Genomic DNA, 16,641 nt, shown 5'->3' with positions numbered 1-16,641 from the left:
GCCCTCGACACGAGGACCTACGGCAGGCGCGCCACCTTCCGCGTGAGGCGCAAGAACTCCGACCGCGCTTGCAGGGGAATCTGCGCTTGCAGCGTGCGTTCAGCGGCTGCGAGCCGCTGCCACAGGGTTGCGTGGAGTTCCTGCCCGAAATCGGTGAGCGTCAGCAGCGATCTCCTGCGGTCGGAGGTATCTCGTGTGTCGCGGACAATGCGCGTGCGGGCAAGGCGCATGACGATCCGCAGCGCGGTCGTCTCTTCGACCGACGCGACTCGCGCCGCCGTGCGGATGTCGATCCGGGGCGAGTCATGAATGACCGTCATGAGCGTGAACTGGGAGCTGCTGACGGAATCGGACACGACGGCGTGCCAGATTCTGCGGTACGCCCTTCGTGCCCGGCGCAGGTGGAACCACGGGCGTGTGTCGAGCGCGGAGACCTCGGTCGGTTCCGGATCGGATGCGCCGGACAGGCTCTCCGCAGGGGGGGACGCAGCGGCGACCAGTGACCAGCTCTGTACAACGGCGGCCGTCTCGGCGGCGCTCAACGGCGCCATGAGCTCGAAGTCGACGGTGTCCGCCCCTTCGGCCGTGGCGGCCAGCAGTTCGATCGCGGAGGGAAGCGCGGTGAGCACGGAACGGCGCGAATCACGCGGGTCCTTCTTGCGTTCGAGCATGCCCGCGTCGACGAGTTTCTTCACCAGCGGCCCGACAGTGGCCCGACCGATCGCGGCGAGGTCGGCCAACTCGTGGTGACCGAGCCCGGGGCGAGTGTGTGCGGCGACCAGAACGAGGAACTGCGGCTGCGTCAGCTCGCCCCCCAACACGCCCCGCCACAGAGCCGAACCGATCTGATCGGCTGCGCTGAGGCCGAAGCAGGCCGTCGCTTTGAGCGTATGAGTGTGACTCGACTCGTCCCGTTCACGTTGCCCGCTGACCGTTCCCTGCTCCCCCCGAATCGCTTGCCGCTTGGTCGGCACCGTTGATTCCTGCCCCACGCGCCACCCTCCCGAACCTTTCCTGTTCGCCGCTTGACCACGGGAGTGCTTGGATCTTCGGCTCGCGTTTCGCGTGCGTGCCTCCCGTGTTACGGCCCTGGCAATTCTGCATCCCGCTGAAGACGCGGCGTCAGATACCTGGTACACGTTCTATGTCAGATGCCTGGTACGCGGTCTACATCGTAGCGGCGTCACCCCAGGAGGGTCACCCTCGTCCGACCGGCACAGCAACGGAATTCGGAGTTCAGTCATGAGTAATCGATTCACCACCTTTCGTCGCCCCGCGGCGTTCGCGGCTGTCGTGGCGTTCGCGGCGACCGCTCTTTCTGCCTGCTCGTCCGGATCGGCAACCGAGTCCTCCGGCTGCGCGAAGCAGTACTCGATCGGGTTCAGCCACCCCGTCGGCGAATCCGAGTTCGCCGCCGCCCTGAAGAAGCAGGTCACGGCAGCCGGCGCCAAGCAGGGCTGCGTCAAGGTGCTGCTTGACAACACGCAGGCCAGCAACCTTGAGTCGCAGCGAGCCACCATCGAGAGCTGGATGGCACAGAAGGTCGACGCCATCGTCGTACTGGCGGTGGACGCGACGGCCCTCGACGGTCTGCGTGAGCAGGCCCAGGCTCAGGGCACGAAGTGGCTCACCTACGCGGGCGGAACCAAGACCTCGGACGGCTCGGTGGGGTTCGACAACGTCCAAAGCGGTGACCTGGTGGCCAAGGACGCCATCGCGTGGTGGAAGAAGACCTATCCCCAGGGCGGGGTGACCGCCGAGGTGACGACCCTGACACCGTTGGTCGGGTTCAAGGGACGGTGGGAGGAGCCGCTCAAGCAGTTCTCGGCGGCCGGCCTCGATGTCGTCTCGAAGCAGGACTGCGCCGACCAGGAGTGCGGGCTGCAGATCACCGAGGACGCGCTGCGCCAGCACCCGAATCTGCGGGTGGTGGTCGGGATCAACGACGATGCCGCGATCGGAGCGCTCAAGGCGTTCACGAACAAGGGCATCGACCCTTCGAAGGTGTACATCGCCGGTCAGGACGGCACTCGCGAGGGTCTTGAAGCGGTGAAGGCCGCAGGCGCCTACCGGTCCTCCGCCGCCATCCTCATCCCCGACCTGGCGAAGTCGATCATCGACAACTCGATAGCCGCCATCACCGGGAAGGGCAGCACCGACTACGAGACCCCCGTCGTCCTGGCGACGGCGCGGGACCCCAAGCAGCTCGACCAGCTGATCCAGCAATACGGAAAGTGAGAGAGGCGTGAGCGTGTCTTCCCTCTCGTCCATGGTTAAGGCCGACCTCGCGGTCCGCGGCCTGCGCAAGGTGTACGACGGAAACGAGGTTCTTCGGGGCGTGGACCTGACCTTCCGCCAGGGGCAGGTGCACGCCCTGCTCGGGCCGAACGGCGCAGGGAAGTCGACCCTTCTCGGCTGCCTCAGCGGAGCGGTGACCCCGGACGCCGGCGAGATCCGGATCGGTGAGAGGCGTTACGCCGGATTCTCGCCCTCCAGCGCCTTCAAAGCCGGGACCGCGACCATTTACCAGCATTTCCAGCTCATCGGTGCACTGAGCGTCGCCGACAACGTGTTCCTCGGGGCTGAGGAAATCGGGCCGCTCGGCACGCGGTTCGGCCACCAGAGGCGACGTACAGCCGAGATCCTGGAGTCGCTCGGTGCGGACATCGCCCCGGATCGCCTGGTCGAGACGCTCGGCGTGGGCGAACAGCAGATCGTCGAGATAGCCCGTGCGCTTCGGTCGGAGCCCTCCGTCCTCATCCTCGACGAACCGACGGCAGCGCTGAGCGAGAGCGAGGTCAGTTCGCTGCTCGATGTCGTGCGGCGCCTCGCCACCGAACACGGGCTCACCGTCATCTACGTCACACATCTGCTCCGTGAGGTGCTGGAAGTCGCCGACGCGGTAACGGTTCTCCGGGACGGCAGGGTCGAGTGGACCCGATCGGTCGACGCCCTCGTTCTCGCCGACCTGGTCCAGGCGATATCGCCGGGAGCGCGTGCCGTGGAGAAGGAGACGAAGAACGAACACGGCGATGTCGTCGTCGAGTTGAAGGGCTTCCGGTCGACCGGGACAGGACCCGTGGACCTGTCCGTCCATGCCGGAGAGATCGTCGGAATCTTCGGGCTGCTGGGTTCCGGTCGCACCGACTTGATGGAGGGCCTCGCGGGCGTGCGGCGTACCAGCGGCTCCTATCGCGTGGCAGGCATGGGCATGCATCTTGGTTCACCCCTCGCGGCACGACGACGCGGCGTGGTGTTCGTGGCCTCCGACCGGAAGGCCCAGTCGCTCTTCGGTGAGATGACCGCGCAGGAAAACCTGCTGTTGCCGCATTACAACGGGGTCTCACGTCCCTGGCGCAGTCTCCGCCGTGAACGCGCGGTGTTCGACAGGACGGCGGCAGCGACCGGCCTTACGCCCTCGAACCCGAGGCGCGAAGGGGGTGCCTTCTCCGGTGGGAACGCGCAGAAGTTGATGGTGGGGCGCTGGATGACTGATATCGACGACAGCCGGCTTCTCGTGCTCGACGAGCCGACACAAGGAGTCGACGTCGGTGCCCGGCGGGACCTCTACGCACTGCTCCGGTCCTACGCCCGAGGGCGTGAGCGCGCGGTCGTCTTCGCGACCAGCGACCCCGAGGAGATCGCCGCCCTTGCCGACCGGGTCGTCGTCCTCGTCAAGGGTGAGGTCGTCGACGTCCTCGACGCGAGTGTGGGTGAGGAAACCCTGCTCACTCTCGCTCACGGATAGCGCACCCCATCCATTCGAACGGAGACGTCATGTCCTCTTCTCTGTCCACCTCGCCGCCGCCCACGCGGCTGGCACCCACCGGCACGCCGCTCGTGCCGCAACGCGTCACGCTCGGTGTGATCGCCTGGATACTGCCCATCGCGACCGTTGCCCTGATGGTCTACTTCTCCGTCCGCACGCCGGTCTTCCTCACCGGCGACAACCTCCTGGCGGTCGCGACCCAGAACGCGCCGACGTTCATCGTCGCCATCGTCTTCTCCATGCTGCTGATGGCCGGATACGTGGACTTGTCCGTCGGTTCTCAGCTCGCCCTGGTGGGTGTGGCGTCGGGAGTCGCGCTCAACGAATGGGGGCTGGTTCCGGGCGTGCTGCTGGGGCTGGGGATCGGCGTCGCCTTCGGGGCGGTGAACGGGCTTCTGATCGGGTTCCTCGAATTCTCCCCGATCGTCGTCACGCTCGGCGGGCTTGCGGCAGGCCGGGGGCTGGCGCAGTACATGGGGGAAGGCTCGATATTCGGCTTCCCCGATCCCTTCGTGAACTTCGGTTCCGGATCGTTCCTCGGAGTGCCCTACCTCGTGATCGTCGCGGCGGTGGTGTGCTTCGTAGCCGTGATCGCGATGAGCCGCCTGCCGATCGGCCGGAAGATCATCGCGATCGGGGTCAACGCGCGAGCGGCGTTCCTCGTCGGCATCAGGGTGAAGCCCATTGTCTTCGCCCTCTACCTCACGACCGGTCTCGCGGTGGCGATCGCGGCCCTGCTGCAGATCGCCCGGCTCGACAGCGCGCCCTCGGGCACGTTGGGCTCAGGGTTCGAAGTCACCATCCTCACCGCTGTGCTTCTCGGTGGTGTCCCGTTCGACGGCGGCAGGGGGAGTCTGTGGCGGGTCATCGTCGGCGCATGGCTCATCGGTGTGCTGAAGAACGGCCTCACGCTTCTCAACATCGGCACTGAGCTGAGCGGGATCATCACCGGCGGTGTCCTCGTCATGGCAGCGGCCCTGGAGGCCCTCCGTCACCGCGTCCACCGAAACCAGTAGGGAGAGACATGCTTCTCACCGGCTATCTGTCCAAGCTCGGCTGCCGGGCCGGCGAAACCGTCGACGTCATGGTCAGCAGCACCGCCGCGGACGTCACCGTGGGCCTCGTCCGCCTTGTCCACGGGGACGAGAACCCGAACGGACCTGGCTTTGTCCACGAGGAGGTCGATGCCGTGGCACCAAGGCTGATCCACGCGGAAGAGCAGGAAACGGCGATCGGCTCCTATGCCGTGGGCTCCGAGGTGATCGACCTTTCCGGCGACGCGCACGTCTCACTGGCCCTGTGGCCGACCACACCGGACAGCGACCGTGAACAGGGCCTGATGTCCCTTCCCGAGGCCGGCCTTTCCCTGGGAATCGTCGACAGGTGCGTCGTAGCCCGCGTGGGCGACGGACTCCTCACTTCCGCGCCGTGCCTCCAGGCGCGTGAGTGGTTTCGGGTCGATCTCACGGTCAGCCAGGCCAGCGCGCGGCTGCGGGTGTGGGCACTGCCACACCCGCAGGGGGACGCCGTGCTCATCGACGAGGCAGTGTCTCCTGGCGTAGCCCTCGGATCGGGCAGGCCGCTGCTCGCCGCCATCCGGCTCACCGAGAGGCAGGACCGGACTTTCCCCGAGGGTCTCTACAACGGCAAGTTGGCCGCCGTGAGCCTCGAAGCGAATGGCTCGACAGAAGGAGCCTGGGCGTTCGAACTCGACATGAGCTCGCAGCGTGCCGTCGACGTCAGTGGACACGAACGCCACCTCGACCTGGTCAACACCCCCACCCGCGCGATGACGGGCCCGACGTGGACCAACCGCTTTCACGCGTGGGAGCAGGACCCGGCACAGTGGAACGCGATCCACTTCCATGACGACGATCTCGCCGATGCCGGCTGGCCGGTCTCGCTGGAACTGGAGATCCCGTCCGCGTTGCCCAGCGGCGTGTACGCGGTGCGGCTCCAGGCGAACGGAGCCGAAACGGACTACATCCCCCTGGCCGTACGCCCTCGTGAAGGCGCCCCGCACGCCAGGATCGCGTTCATGCTGGCCACGTTCACGTACCTGGCTTACGCGAACGAGCACCTCACCGAGGGCGACTTCGAGCAGGGAAGCGAGATCCCTGTTCGGACCGGGGAGTGGGAAGACCTGGTGGCCGCGCACCCGGAATGGGGCAAGAGCGTCTACGACCTGCACAACGACGGTTCGGGTGTGGCCCACTCCAGCGCCCTGCGACCGATCCCAAACATGCGTCCGACATACCGGTTCTGGGGATTCCACGCACCGAGGCGATTCCCGGCCGACCTCTACGTCGTCAACTTCCTGACGCAACTGGGCGAACCGTTCGACGTGATCACCGAGCACGATCTCCACTCCGAAGCCGATGCCTTGACGCACTATCAGACCGTGATCACGGGTTCGCACCCCGAGTACTACAGCGGAGACATGCTCGATGCCCTTGACCGGCACGTGGACAGCGGAGGTGGCCTGCTGTATCTGGGCGGTGACGGCTTCTACTGGGTTACCACCTCCGTCGGGGAGCACCCTCTGGTGATCGAAGTGAGGAAGTCCGAGGGGCTCCGCCACTGGGATGCCGAACCTGGCGAACGCCATCACGCGAGTACCGGCGAACTCGGCGGGCTCTGGCGCTCCAGAGGGCGCAGCGCTCACCGTCTGTTCGGAGTGGGAATGGGCGCCCATGGCTGGGACAACAAGGCGCCGGGCTACCGCCGGACAGCGGAATCGTATCGGGACGGCGTCCGCTGGGTGTTCGAAGGAATAGAGGACGAAGTGATCGGCGACTTCGGCCTGATCATGAATGGGACCAGCGGAGACGAGATCGACCGGATCGATCACCGCTACGGCACTCCACGAAACACCGTGGTCCTGGCTTCCTCGGAGCCGCACTCCCAGTGGTACGTCCCGGTTCCGGAAGATGTCACCACCGTCTCGAACCAGCTGAACGGCACGTTCAACCGTGACGTCAGGTCCGACATGGTGCTGGTCGAGCGAGAGGGGGGCGGCGCGGTGTTCTCCGTCGGCTCCATCATTTTCACCGGGGCCCTTCCTGTGAACGGCGGCGCGAACAATGCGGCCCGGCTCGTCGAGAACGTCATACGCAACTTCACCTCCCGCCGGAAGCGGACCTGAGCGATGAGGACTTCGACGAAGCGTTCTCACCGACTCCACTGCCTCAACTCGTCCGCAGCATCAGGCTGATGCCGACCACCATCAGCCCCGCCGCCGCGATGCGTGGTGTGCCGAAGCGTTCCTTGAAGAACACCGCTCCTATCGCCGCCCCCACGATGATCGATGTCAACTCTTGCTGAAGCAGTAATTAGTTGCCTGGTCAAGGCGCTGGCGATCCGGACGGGCCGATTCTCCCTGTGTACGGCTGAACGTCACACCCTGGTCTCGCCTGTCTTCGCCGCCCGTGGGTACGGTCGCCCTGGTGGCTGCTGCCGACCACTGTTGCCGGTGGTCCGCATGGCAGGTCGGTGTATCTGAGGGAGTGGGTAGGGGCATGCCATCTGGTGCTGAGCGGAGCGCGGGAGAAGGCTTCACCTCGGCTGTCGCCACGAGGGTGGCGGCTGAGGCATGCCGGCAAGCGGGTCTCGATGGTGATGGGGCTCGTCTGATCCGCCTGGGTGAGAACGCTCTGTTCCGTCTTGACACGCACCCGGTGGTGGTCCGGATCGCTCGATCGACGGAGTATCTGGAATCCGCCCGGGGTGAGGTCGCTGTGTCCCGCTGGCTGGCCCGCGAGGGCTTCCCGGCGACACGGGTTCTGGATGATCTGGAGCAACCCGTGATCATCGATGGTCACCCGGTGACGTTCTGGCGTCTGATCGAGGAGAGCGACCGTAAGCCGACGTACGGCGAGTTGGGGGCGATCCTCCGCGATCTCCACTCGCTCACCCTGCCCGCTTCCTTGAGTCTGCCTCCGTACCCGGTGCTGGACCGGACAGACCGACGTATCAACGCGGCGACCGACATACCGGAGGACGACCGTGCGTTCCTGCGTAAGCGCGCGCGTGAACTCCGGGGCCGGGTGGAGGAGTTGCGCTTCGAGTCGCGGAAGGGGCCCGTACACGGGGACGCTCACGTGCAGAACCTCATGGTGGACCGCACTGACCGGGTGATCCTGATCGACCTGGAGAGGTTCAGTTACGACCACCCTGAGTGGGATCTGATGGTCACGGCCACGGAGCACCACAGTTTGGGTTGGCAGACGCCGCAGGAGTACGGCGCGTTCGTCGGTGCGTACGGTCGCGATCTCCGCTCGTGGGCAGGGTTCCCCACCTTGCGGTCGTTGCAGGAGTTCAACATGACGACGTGGCTGATGCAGAACGTCTCGGAGAGCGACAGGACAGCAGCGGAGTACACCCGTCGTATCGCCTCGCTCCGCGACGAAGACGCCCCGCGCGACTGGAACCCTGGCTGATCCCGCCTACTCCTCGTCCAGCCGTTGCATCGCGGCTTGCAGCTCCCCGTTGAACTGCTGGACCACAGGATTGTGCGCGTGGACCGACACCTCACGCTGGAAGTCGCTCACGTACCGCTGAAATCGTGCGGACTGAAGGGCATCGCCTGCTTCGACGGCGAGGCCGGCTGTCGTCACGGCGGCCTCCAGGTCGCCTTTTAGTAGCTGGCTCTGAGCGAGAACCATGCGGCAAAATCCCAGTGTCCGGGCGTACTTGGGATCGGTCAGCTCAACGGCCCGCTCCGCGAACCGGACGGCATCGGGTCCCTGTCCGAGATCACGGAAGCAGTGGCAGAACTCGCCGATCAACTCCGCCTCATCCATGTACGACAGCCACTCAGGATCCTCGGCACTGTCGGCATGCTCGAAGAACCGCTCCGCCTCGTTCATCGCACGCCCGGCGCCCTTGTGATCTCCTGAGGTGGAGAGCGCGCGAGCTTCATGCGCGGAGAACAGGGCCATGGCGCGTGGTGTCGCGGCGGCTCGTCCGCCTTCCACTGAGGCGCGGGCGAGCATGACGGCGCGCGGGGCCTGGCCAAGGTAATTGGCCTGGTGACTCATGTTCGCCAGGATGCGGGCGCCCATCACACGGTCGCCGATGATCTGCGTCAGACGGAGCGTCGACATCATGTAGCGGTCGGACAGAGCGTGGTTGCCGCTGTCGTACGCGCTCCACGCAAGGAGCTGAGACATCTCCGATGCGGCCTGGAAGAGAGCTTCCCCGACCTTGGCGCTGTAGCTGCCGCTCAGCAACGGCAGTACGTCTTCACGGAAGTAGTGGCGGAACGCCTTGTGTGCGTGGCCACCGCCGAACTGGAAGTCGAGCTGCATGAAGAAGCCGGCGGCGGTGCGGATCGCGGCGACGTCACGCATACCGACTCGGCGCGTGGCGGTCGCATCCGTGGGCAAGCCATCCGGCCGCGAGACGAGCCATGCCAGAGCGGCCGAGTGCACATCGCTGTCGGGCAACGGCGCTTCGTCGCCCGGCCCATCCTCCGGACGTTGATGCGTGAGGGTTTCCAAGGTGCTCAGCGTCTCGGCCAGGGAACCGGCGTAACGAGTAGCGCCCACGGGCACCCGCGGCAGCGCAGTGCCGGGAAAGCCCAGGTCCTTCGGCGTGATCTTCCGTCGGAGCTTGTCGCCCAGCGCTTCGGCTACGTACCCGGCGGTCTGACGCTGAATACCGCCACCGTCCAACCACCGCTGAACAGCGACGTGCGTGGTACCTAAGTGGTCGCCGTGGCGCTGAGCCACTTCGCGAACTCTCTTGGCCAGCCCTTTGTTTGAAGCTCCGGCCTCCGCCATGACAGCGGCCAACTGATGGTTCGGGTCTTTGCTCACGCTCTGCTGTCACCCCCGACATCACGTCAAGTGTTCATCCTGTCACAGCAGTTTTCGCCAATGGGGGTTCACCGTGAACCCCCTGGGCCGAACCTCCCGAACCTCGGTGTGCACACGAACCCCCCTGTGAACGCTGCCGCCTGGCCAAAGACGGTCGTTGACTGTCGAGACAAGACACCCCGGCGGTGCGTGACGGCACCCCGGGGCATGGCCTACCTGGTGAAAGCAGGTCGACATGCGGAACCATATCGGCAGGGTTTTCGAGCGGCTGATCAGCCTGTTACTGCCCCCGCCCGGCCACCACCGCGCGGCGAGTACAGCCCCTGTCAGCCGTCCAGTGGATGTACCGACGATGGCATTGCCTCGCGTGCGCGACCCGTACGTCTGGCCCATGATGCGTGGCGAAGATGTCCGACTCATCCGGCCGTACGTCCTGGCGCATGAGCGCTGGCTCGAACGACACGAATGCCGCTGCCAAGCGGGACTGCGGTGCGCTGTTCACGGGTTGGCGGTGTCGACGTGAGTACACAACCACGACTGCTCCCGTGGCCGGGCGAGGACGGGCAACGCTCCTACCTGGTCACGGACGACGGCCAAAGTTACCTGTCCTCGCTGGCCAACGAGATGGAAGAGGTTCAGCTCCGGACGGGTGAAACTCTCCTCGACCATGCCGCGGCGATGCTCCGGGACAACGCGGTCAGCACCCGAGAGCTGCGCTTCCTGAGTACGCGACTGAGCGAAGCCCTGCACGACGCGCTACGGGTGGCCGAGAGCAGAGGATCACGCCTGCCGTCAACGGACGAGGATGACGAGCCGGAAGACGCCTCGCTCGTGACAGGGGCCCAACACGACGAACCCGCCCCCACACGAACCACCGAAACAGCAGACCGGCCCGGCTCTCATCCGGTCCCCGACCCGTAGGTCCACCGCTCACGCAACACCGGACCACCCCCGCGCCTGGAAGCAACTGGGGTGGTCCGGCTGGGGACCGTTCTCTAACGATCACGAACCCCGGTGCCGATGGTACCGGGGCCGTCGTCGTGCCTTCATGCGGCGTGGCCGAACACGGCCAGTGGTCAGCCAGCCTGCGGGGAAAGGGACTTGTGGAAATGAACAGCACTGGGGACGACGGATTCAACGCTGACGACCTGGACCCTGACGCAGTCCTCTGGGTCCGCGGCGTTAACTACGTGGCCGGCTGGCGGGACGCATCCCAAGCCCTGACAGAACTAACCGACGCCCTGACAGCGGCAGGCATCGACACGACCGACGCCCAACTCCGCGCCAGCGCCTCAGCAGACGGATCAGGGGTAGTGCGCCTGGAGTTAACACCAGCCACGGCCCGCGAGATCGCCATGCTGGTCCGTGTCGCGGCGTCAAGGTGGCGTAGCGCCGGATGAGAAGCGACCAGAACCGATACACGGAACATTCGGCGTGTCGCTGACAAGCTCACGGAAGCACACCAGGTAGGTCGCCAAGCCCTGAGCTTGGGAATCACCGCTCCTTCGTCCATCGGCAGCCCTCTGACCTGCTTCAAAGGGTGCGCGCGCGAACCATTGGGCTCGGTCTGGCGCCCGCTGTTGACTGCGATTTACCGTCCCGTCGGGCACGGATCGGGCACGGTCACCTTCTGATGCCTACCTCTGCCCAGATTGATCGGTGCCGGTCTTAAGGGTCGTAAGAGGGCCGTACTAGTGCGTTGCGGGACGGTGTTGGTTGCTGTATTTCGCTGCTGTACCTCATTCACAGATCCACGTGGGTCTCCGTCTCTGGGTCCTCTGATGCAACACGACTTGGGCCAGCCCTCTCGGGAGGCTACGACGGATCGAACTCCATGGCGTTGATGAGCGCTGGGCATCCGGCGCCCAGGCATACAGCGTGACTTCGCCAGCGACCGCACTCGTTCCCGTCGGCCTCACCGACTCAACAGATTGTCATTGCCGACGGACGCGAGTGCCTACTGGGAGGGGTGCCAACGCCCGCTCACGTTGTTGGCATCACCCTGCCGTCGAAGGTACGAGAGGCTCGCACTCACAGCATCTGGGGTTGCCTCCACACCCTCCTGCGCCAGTCGAGTTACCAGCTCATTCCTTGTGAGAGGACATGGAGCTTCGGCCAGGATGGCTCGCACCATGGGGGTAATCCGTGTTCTGTGGGCCAAAGTGGGGGCTGGCTGGGCTCTGCTTGCTGGCGGGCTGGGCAGCGGGGTCTTGGTCAACCGCGCAAGCGAAAGGGACAAACCGTACTCTTCGTCGCGCAGCCGTTGCAGCTGGTTCGAAGTGGCCGCGATCTCGCGTCTCACTTCGGCCAGTCTGGCTCGCAGAGTGTCCACCCCGTTCACCCGAACAAGTTATCAGGATCGCCGATGTGGTTCAGAGCTAGACTTGACTTGACTTGACATCATGTTGTGGCGTACGCTCTTCGGATTGCGTGAGAGGGTGAGTTGGGCTAAGGAGAGTCTTTTGAGCCAGCAAGCAAGCCGCGTCGTCGATCTTTTTTCCGGCGGTGGGGGCATGAGCTGTGGCTTTTATGCGCACCAAGGATTTGAGCTGGTTGGTGCTGCGGACGTCGAGGTGGGAAAGCCGAGCACGGGCCACGGAGCTATCGGGTGCAACGACACTTACGCGGAAAATCTAAAGGTCGAGCCCTTGGCGGTGGATCTCTCCGTCATCGGTGCCGATGAATTGGCTGACCGCCTGGGTTCGGCGAACGTGGAAGATTTGGAAATTCTGTTGGCCTGTCCGCCATGCACCGGCTTCTCTCGGGCCATTTCGAAGAACTGGGCAGAAGACGATCCCAGGAACTCGCTTGTTGCCCGTGTGGCGGATCATGTAGCGCGAATGCGTCCCCGTGTTTTCATGATGGAGAACGTTCCGCAGCTTCTTAACGGTAACTTTCGACATCATTTCGCCGCACTTCGGGAAAATTTGCATGGCATGGGGTACAAGGTTCATGCGACTTCGCATGCATTGTCGCGTTTTGGCTTGCCGCAGCAAAGGGAGCGAGCCCTCGTCATTGCCGTCGCTGCCGATCTCCCTCTTTTGACACTTGATGATCTCTGGCGCGGTTATACCGTCCGGTCGGAATCTGTCACAGTGAAGAGGGCTATTGAGCACCTCCCTCCAATTGGCGCTGGTGAGACTCACGCAGAAGACGCGAATCACACGAGTACGCTCCTTAAGGGCGAGTCGCTCGAAAGGATTGCAGCGATGCCTCATGATGGTGGCAGTTGGCCGGATCTTCTGGGAAATCCCGAAACTGAGAAGTATCTGATTCCGTCCATGCGTAAGGCAGTCGAGCGTGGTCGCCTTAACTCCTACTGCGACGTGTATGGGCGCATGTCTTGGGACAAGCCCGCTCCCACCATCAAGCGGGAATGCTCGCACGTTGGGAACGGGCGGTACTCCCATCCAGAGCAAGATCGGCAGTGCACGGTGCGTGAGCTCGGCATCTTGCAAGGATTCCCGGCCGACTACATCTTCACCGGTGGCAGCCGTAAGAATCTATACCGGCAGATCGGTGACGCCGTTCCTCCGCTTATCTCCTACCAGCTGGCATGCCTTGCTCAGTGGATATTGACAGGTGAAAAGCCCGACCTGGATGAAGTTATTCTCCCAAATACATCTCTGCGTGCGGATGATTTCGTGGCGAGCGAAGCCGCGCAGCTTACGCTTGTGTGAAGAGTGTCAGGTCGTCGCTTCCTGGCTTTAGCACAATCCACGAACCATGACGAACACAATATTTCGCCTGGAACCAGAGGCGGACCTTTTCGACGCTTGAGTCCAAAAGCATCCGAAACACCTTGTCGTGGTTTGTGGGGTGCAAGAAATCGGCACCGAAACTAATCCCGGGCTTCCCGCCACGGCTTTTCCTAGAAAACATCTCTGGAGACGCCGAGGAGAAGCAACTGAGCAAAAGAGATTTCGGTACCTCATCCAAGGTGTACACAAATTTGTCGGGTCGCGTTTCGCCACGCAGTATAAGGATGCGATCGTACCCCTCCATGTGGCGAGGCAGTCGCTCACGTACTTCAGCCGCGCATACTTCAGGTGTTATGGCCTCTCGAACCCATCGGGCTTCGGAGAATTTTTCAATCTTTACCTGAGTGGGGCTTAGGCCCTTCGCAGCCTCAGTCTTGAGGGACCATCGTTCATTGTTCCCGAATACATCGTACGCCGACTCTCCGGGGGCCGGGTTGAGGTCGGCCTCTTGATGTCCTTGTGCGATCAGGCAACGTTTCATTGCGTATTCAAAAGGCTTCTTATTGAGCGGCGCCTCATGATTTGAATGATGGAGGCTCAACAGGTTGGACATCTCCTCGGCAAAAACTGAGTCTACGATACCGGCACCCGTCCCAGCGATGAATTGAACTGGGATGTGGAGATTCCTGACCATCGACGCCACTGTCTGAAGTTGCCGTAGGGACAAAACCTCAAGTCCGCTGATGATGCGCTGAGTTACTAGCTCTCGGTCACTGATCATGGGTGCGAGGATACGACCAGCGGCGCTGATCCGACGATGCGCCTGGCCCAGGCCCTGTTGTGCCCTTGCCGTTGGTGGAGGACCGTCGTCGGGCCACTGCGTCCCGTGGGGGTCCTTCGTCGGCTCACTCTCTGAGCTGGGCAACACTGGCGAGCCGGGCCTCAACAGGGGCTGCGGTTGCGGTACTCCGCTGTACAGCAGTGTCGGCCACCGCTCTCGAGAGGGTCGCCAAGCTCGGAACTCATCTGGCCATAGGCGACCGTAGCCGCGGGGCGCGATTCCATCAAGGCGCACCAACCCACCAGGCGTGCGGGGTTCGTGGCGTGCCGGCAGAGTCGGGAGTTGAGCTTCCCAGGTGCTTACCGTCGTTCCCTGTGGATGGGTACAGTCAGACTTTTCGTCGAGGCGTCTGGCAAGGACTCAGGGGCCCAACTACCAAGGCTAATACGAATTGGGGAGTTAGTGGGAATCTTTGAAGAAGTTGAAATTAGTCGACAAAACATTCGATCCGACGGATATACGATGTCCATCGGCGAAGTGGTAAACCTGTATCGGGATAAGGAAATTCAAATACGACCAGAATATCAGCGCCTATTTCGATGGCCTATCGAGAAGCAATCTCGGCTAATTGAGTCCATTTTGCTTGACATTCCGCTTCCCACTATTTTTGTCGCTCAGCGAGAGGATGGCGTCTGGGAGGTCGTTGACGGGCTTCAGCGACTGTCCACCATCCTGAAATTCATGGGAGAACTCCGTGACGAGGCGACGGGTGTGATCGAAAGTCCAACTGAACTCACGCGCACGAAGTATCTGCCCTCCCTCGAGGGGATGTATTTTTCGTCAGAGGATAAAGAGTCATTCAATCCCCAGCTCAAGATCCATTTCAAACGAGCCAGGCTGGATTTCAGAATCCTTCTGCGGGAGTCGGATGAAAGAGTCAAGTACGAGCTATTTGATAGGCTCAACAGTGGTGGCGTTCCGACTTCACCTCAAGAAGTCCGAACGGCGCAGTTGTTGATGACGAATTCTGAATTCTTTGTGTGGCTCGATCGCCTTCGATTGGAGATGCCATTTTCGCAATGTGTTCCTTTGACTGGCAGGCAGATCTCCGAGCAGTATGACCTGGAATTGGCTACCCGGTTCTTCGTCCTCAATAATGCGAGCGACACTCAGTTGGCAAGATTTGCCGACATGGATACATTCTTGTCGGATCAGGTGCTAGAGATGGCGACTTCGCGCACATTCAGCACCGTGGACCAGCAGATTGTATTCGAAGGGCTTTTCGAAGTGCTTTCTGCTCTAGGGCCCGATGTGTTTCGGCGGTACGATATCAATCGACAGAAGGCGTCAGGGGCTTTTAGTGTGTCTGCGTTCGAGGCCGTAACCCTTGGAGTTGCCGCTCACATCGATGACTGGAAGGAACTGAGTTCCGTAACTCAGGGGGCTCTGCTTAAAAAGAAAGTCGCACAGCTTTGGCAGGATGAGCAATTTAGAAAGTATTCAGGGGCGGGTGTGCGTGCGACATCGCGAGTTCCCATGATGCGCCCTGTCGGTCGTCGCATTTTCGCTGCGGTGTAGCGATGGCCTCGATTCGAACAATTGAGCAACTCGAGTCTTCTCTGACAGAAGATTTGAAATGGCGGACGCATGAAATGCAGCTCTGGGAGCAAGTGGCCAAGAATTGCAGAACTCACGAAGTCCCCGGAGTTCTTCGAGGCGGCGTTGCCCTGGTCTACGCGCACTGGGAGGGCTACGTAAAGGAGGGGGCGCGATCCTATCTAGAATTTGTGAGTAGGAAAGGGCTCACAGTCGGCCAGCTGAGGTCAGAAATAGCAGCTGTGGCTCTGCGGTCGAAGCTGGGGCAGGGGGAGTCTTCGAAGAGTTCGGCTACACATACGGAAATCATAGATCTTCTCCGAAATTCCGCCACCTTACCGGCCGCTCTTCCCTATACTTCGGCCTCGATTCGCACGCGCTCGAACCTGAAATTTGACGTATTCATAGACATTATGCATTCCATCGGGTGTGACGCTGTCAGGCATGAAATCTACCGAACAACGATTGATAATCGTCTGCTCAGGCATCGTAATGACATCGCCCATGGCCGCGAGGAGTACGTCAGCTTGTCCGATTGGGTGGATATCAGAGATCGTGTACTCACCATTCTAAAGGATGTACGGACTCAAATATCCAATGCTGCAGTAAATCGAGAATTCTTGGGCAACTCGACCTCATCAGGTGAGTTCTAATGTGGCGGGATGGGTTCTGCCCTTCGGAACCGTCCTCTCAATTCACGACGGACAGGTATCGAGCGGTCGGCGGGAGCGGCTTTGGGCGGGAGCGGCTTTGGGCGGGAGCTGCCATGGGGCGAGAGATCGGGGCCCGTACGCTTGCCGCGAATCGGGCAGTCTCTGGACCTGCCCGCAATAGCCCGATGGGGGTCCCGATTTTCGAGGCTCGCCCCATGGTGGCTGCCTAACCTCGATCGTTCATGAGTCCTCGTCGGTTCGCTGACGGGGACTCCGCGTTTGTGTGGTGCGGTCTTTTCGGGGTTGGGGCAGGGCGAGGGTC

At 62.7% G+C, this 16,641-nt stretch carries 12 protein-coding genes and 1 pseudogene; 9 read left to right on the top strand and 4 right to left on the bottom strand.

The window, feature by feature from the left end:
* Nucleotides 1–17: 17 nt before the first annotated feature.
* Nucleotides 18–974: a MarR family transcriptional regulator gene (locus tag ACFWV8_RS31425; RefSeq protein WP_384211722.1), complete on the bottom strand. Its 957-nt coding sequence runs from the start codon at nt 972–974 to the stop codon at nt 18–20.
* 268 nt (nt 975–1,242) lie between these two features.
* Here ACFWV8_RS31425 and ACFWV8_RS31420 point away from each other — a divergent pair, with 268 nt between their 5' ends.
* From ACFWV8_RS31420 to ACFWV8_RS31405, 4 genes are read left to right on the top strand one after another with little or no spacing between them, the layout of a single operon-like run.
* Complete coding sequence (locus tag ACFWV8_RS31420; protein ID WP_384211719.1) at nt 1,243–2,238, top strand: sugar ABC transporter substrate-binding protein; 996 nt, start codon at nt 1,243–1,245, stop codon at nt 2,236–2,238.
* A 31-nt stretch (nt 2,239–2,269) separates the two neighbouring features.
* Nucleotides 2,270–3,748 carry a sugar ABC transporter ATP-binding protein gene (locus tag ACFWV8_RS31415; RefSeq protein WP_384211716.1) on the top strand — a complete coding sequence of 493 codons (1,479 nt, stop codon included), beginning with the start codon at nt 2,270–2,272 and terminating at the stop codon, nt 3,746–3,748.
* Between the two features lie 29 nt (nt 3,749–3,777).
* Complete coding sequence (locus ACFWV8_RS31410; protein ID WP_384211713.1) at nt 3,778–4,785, top strand: ABC transporter permease; 1,008 nt, start codon at nt 3,778–3,780, stop codon at nt 4,783–4,785.
* 8 nt (nt 4,786–4,793) lie between these two features.
* Nucleotides 4,794–6,914: a N,N-dimethylformamidase beta subunit family domain-containing protein gene (locus tag ACFWV8_RS31405; RefSeq protein WP_384211710.1), complete on the top strand. Its 2,121-nt coding sequence runs from the start codon at nt 4,794–4,796 to the stop codon at nt 6,912–6,914.
* Between the two features lie 43 nt (nt 6,915–6,957).
* On the opposite strand, the pseudogene ACFWV8_RS31400 reads toward ACFWV8_RS31405, so the two are convergent.
* Nucleotides 6,958–7,080 (bottom strand): annotated as a pseudogene (locus tag ACFWV8_RS31400) (EamA family transporter); the annotation flags it as partial.
* A gap of 207 nt (nt 7,081–7,287) precedes the next feature.
* On the opposite strand from ACFWV8_RS31400, the gene ACFWV8_RS31395 reads away from it, so the two are divergent.
* On the top strand, nt 7,288–8,208 hold the full coding sequence (locus ACFWV8_RS31395) for a phosphotransferase enzyme family protein (RefSeq protein WP_384211810.1): 921 nt from the start codon (nt 7,288–7,290) through the stop codon (nt 8,206–8,208).
* 6 nt (nt 8,209–8,214) lie between these two features.
* On the opposite strand, the gene ACFWV8_RS31390 is transcribed toward ACFWV8_RS31395, so the two are convergent.
* Entirely contained in the window at nt 8,215–9,588 is a 1,374-nt protein-coding gene (locus tag ACFWV8_RS31390) for a sporulation protein (RefSeq protein WP_384211707.1), read from the bottom strand.
* A gap of 519 nt (nt 9,589–10,107) precedes the next feature.
* Between ACFWV8_RS31390 and ACFWV8_RS31385 the strand changes: the two genes are divergently transcribed.
* Together ACFWV8_RS31385 and ACFWV8_RS31380 are read left to right on the top strand one after the other, a co-directional pair.
* Complete coding sequence (locus ACFWV8_RS31385; RefSeq protein ID WP_384211704.1) at nt 10,108–10,509, top strand: hypothetical protein; 402 nt, start codon at nt 10,108–10,110, stop codon at nt 10,507–10,509.
* Between the two features lie 1,541 nt (nt 10,510–12,050).
* Entirely contained in the window at nt 12,051–13,268 is a 1,218-nt protein-coding gene (locus ACFWV8_RS31380; protein WP_384211701.1) for a DNA cytosine methyltransferase, read from the top strand.
* On the opposite strand, the gene ACFWV8_RS31375 is transcribed toward ACFWV8_RS31380, so the two are convergent.
* Nucleotides 13,255–14,070 (bottom strand): hypothetical protein, encoded by an 816-nt coding sequence (locus tag ACFWV8_RS31375; protein ID WP_384211699.1) that lies wholly within the window; start codon nt 14,068–14,070, stop codon nt 13,255–13,257. The two genes, ACFWV8_RS31380 and ACFWV8_RS31375, sit on opposite strands and share 14 nt — an antisense overlap.
* A 522-nt stretch (nt 14,071–14,592) precedes the next feature.
* On the opposite strand from ACFWV8_RS31375, the gene ACFWV8_RS31370 reads away from it, so the two are divergent.
* The gene (locus ACFWV8_RS31370; RefSeq protein WP_384211696.1) at nt 14,593–15,648 is read left to right on the top strand and encodes a DUF262 domain-containing protein; all 1,056 of its coding nucleotides are present in this window, start codon (nt 14,593–14,595) and stop codon (nt 15,646–15,648) included.
* A 2-nt stretch (nt 15,649–15,650) separates the two neighbouring features.
* Nucleotides 15,651–16,319: an MAE_28990/MAE_18760 family HEPN-like nuclease gene (locus tag ACFWV8_RS31365; RefSeq protein WP_384211693.1), complete on the top strand. Its 669-nt coding sequence runs from the start codon at nt 15,651–15,653 to the stop codon at nt 16,317–16,319.
* The last annotated feature ends 322 nt before the right edge of the window (nt 16,320–16,641 follow it).

This window comes from Streptomyces sp. NPDC058665 (assembly GCF_042714995.1).
In the GTDB taxonomy this organism is placed as follows: Bacteria; Actinomycetota; Actinomycetes; order Streptomycetales; family Streptomycetaceae; genus Streptomyces.
The sequence above is the reverse complement of the archived record's forward strand: the minus strand, read 5'-3'. Positions and strand labels throughout refer to the sequence as shown.

Coding starts and splice junctions, on each gene's coding strand:
- ACFWV8_RS31420 (WP_384211719.1), top strand. CDS start 1,243: ATGAGTAATCGATTCACCACCTTTCGTCGCCCCGCGGCGTTCGCGGCT.
- ACFWV8_RS31415 (WP_384211716.1), top strand. CDS start 2,270: ATGGTTAAGGCCGACCTCGCGGTCCGCGGCCTGCGCAAGGTGTACGAC.
- ACFWV8_RS31410 (WP_384211713.1), top strand. CDS start 3,778: ATGTCCTCTTCTCTGTCCACCTCGCCGCCGCCCACGCGGCTGGCACCC.
- ACFWV8_RS31405 (WP_384211710.1), top strand. CDS start 4,794: ATGCTTCTCACCGGCTATCTGTCCAAGCTCGGCTGCCGGGCCGGCGAA.
- ACFWV8_RS31395 (WP_384211810.1), top strand. CDS start 7,288: ATGCCATCTGGTGCTGAGCGGAGCGCGGGAGAAGGCTTCACCTCGGCT.
- ACFWV8_RS31375 (WP_384211699.1), bottom strand. CDS start 14,070: ATGATCAGTGACCGAGAGCTAGTAACTCAGCGCATCATCAGCGGACTT.
- ACFWV8_RS31370 (WP_384211696.1), top strand. CDS start 14,593: ATGTCCATCGGCGAAGTGGTAAACCTGTATCGGGATAAGGAAATTCAA.
- ACFWV8_RS31365 (WP_384211693.1), top strand. CDS start 15,651: ATGGCCTCGATTCGAACAATTGAGCAACTCGAGTCTTCTCTGACAGAA.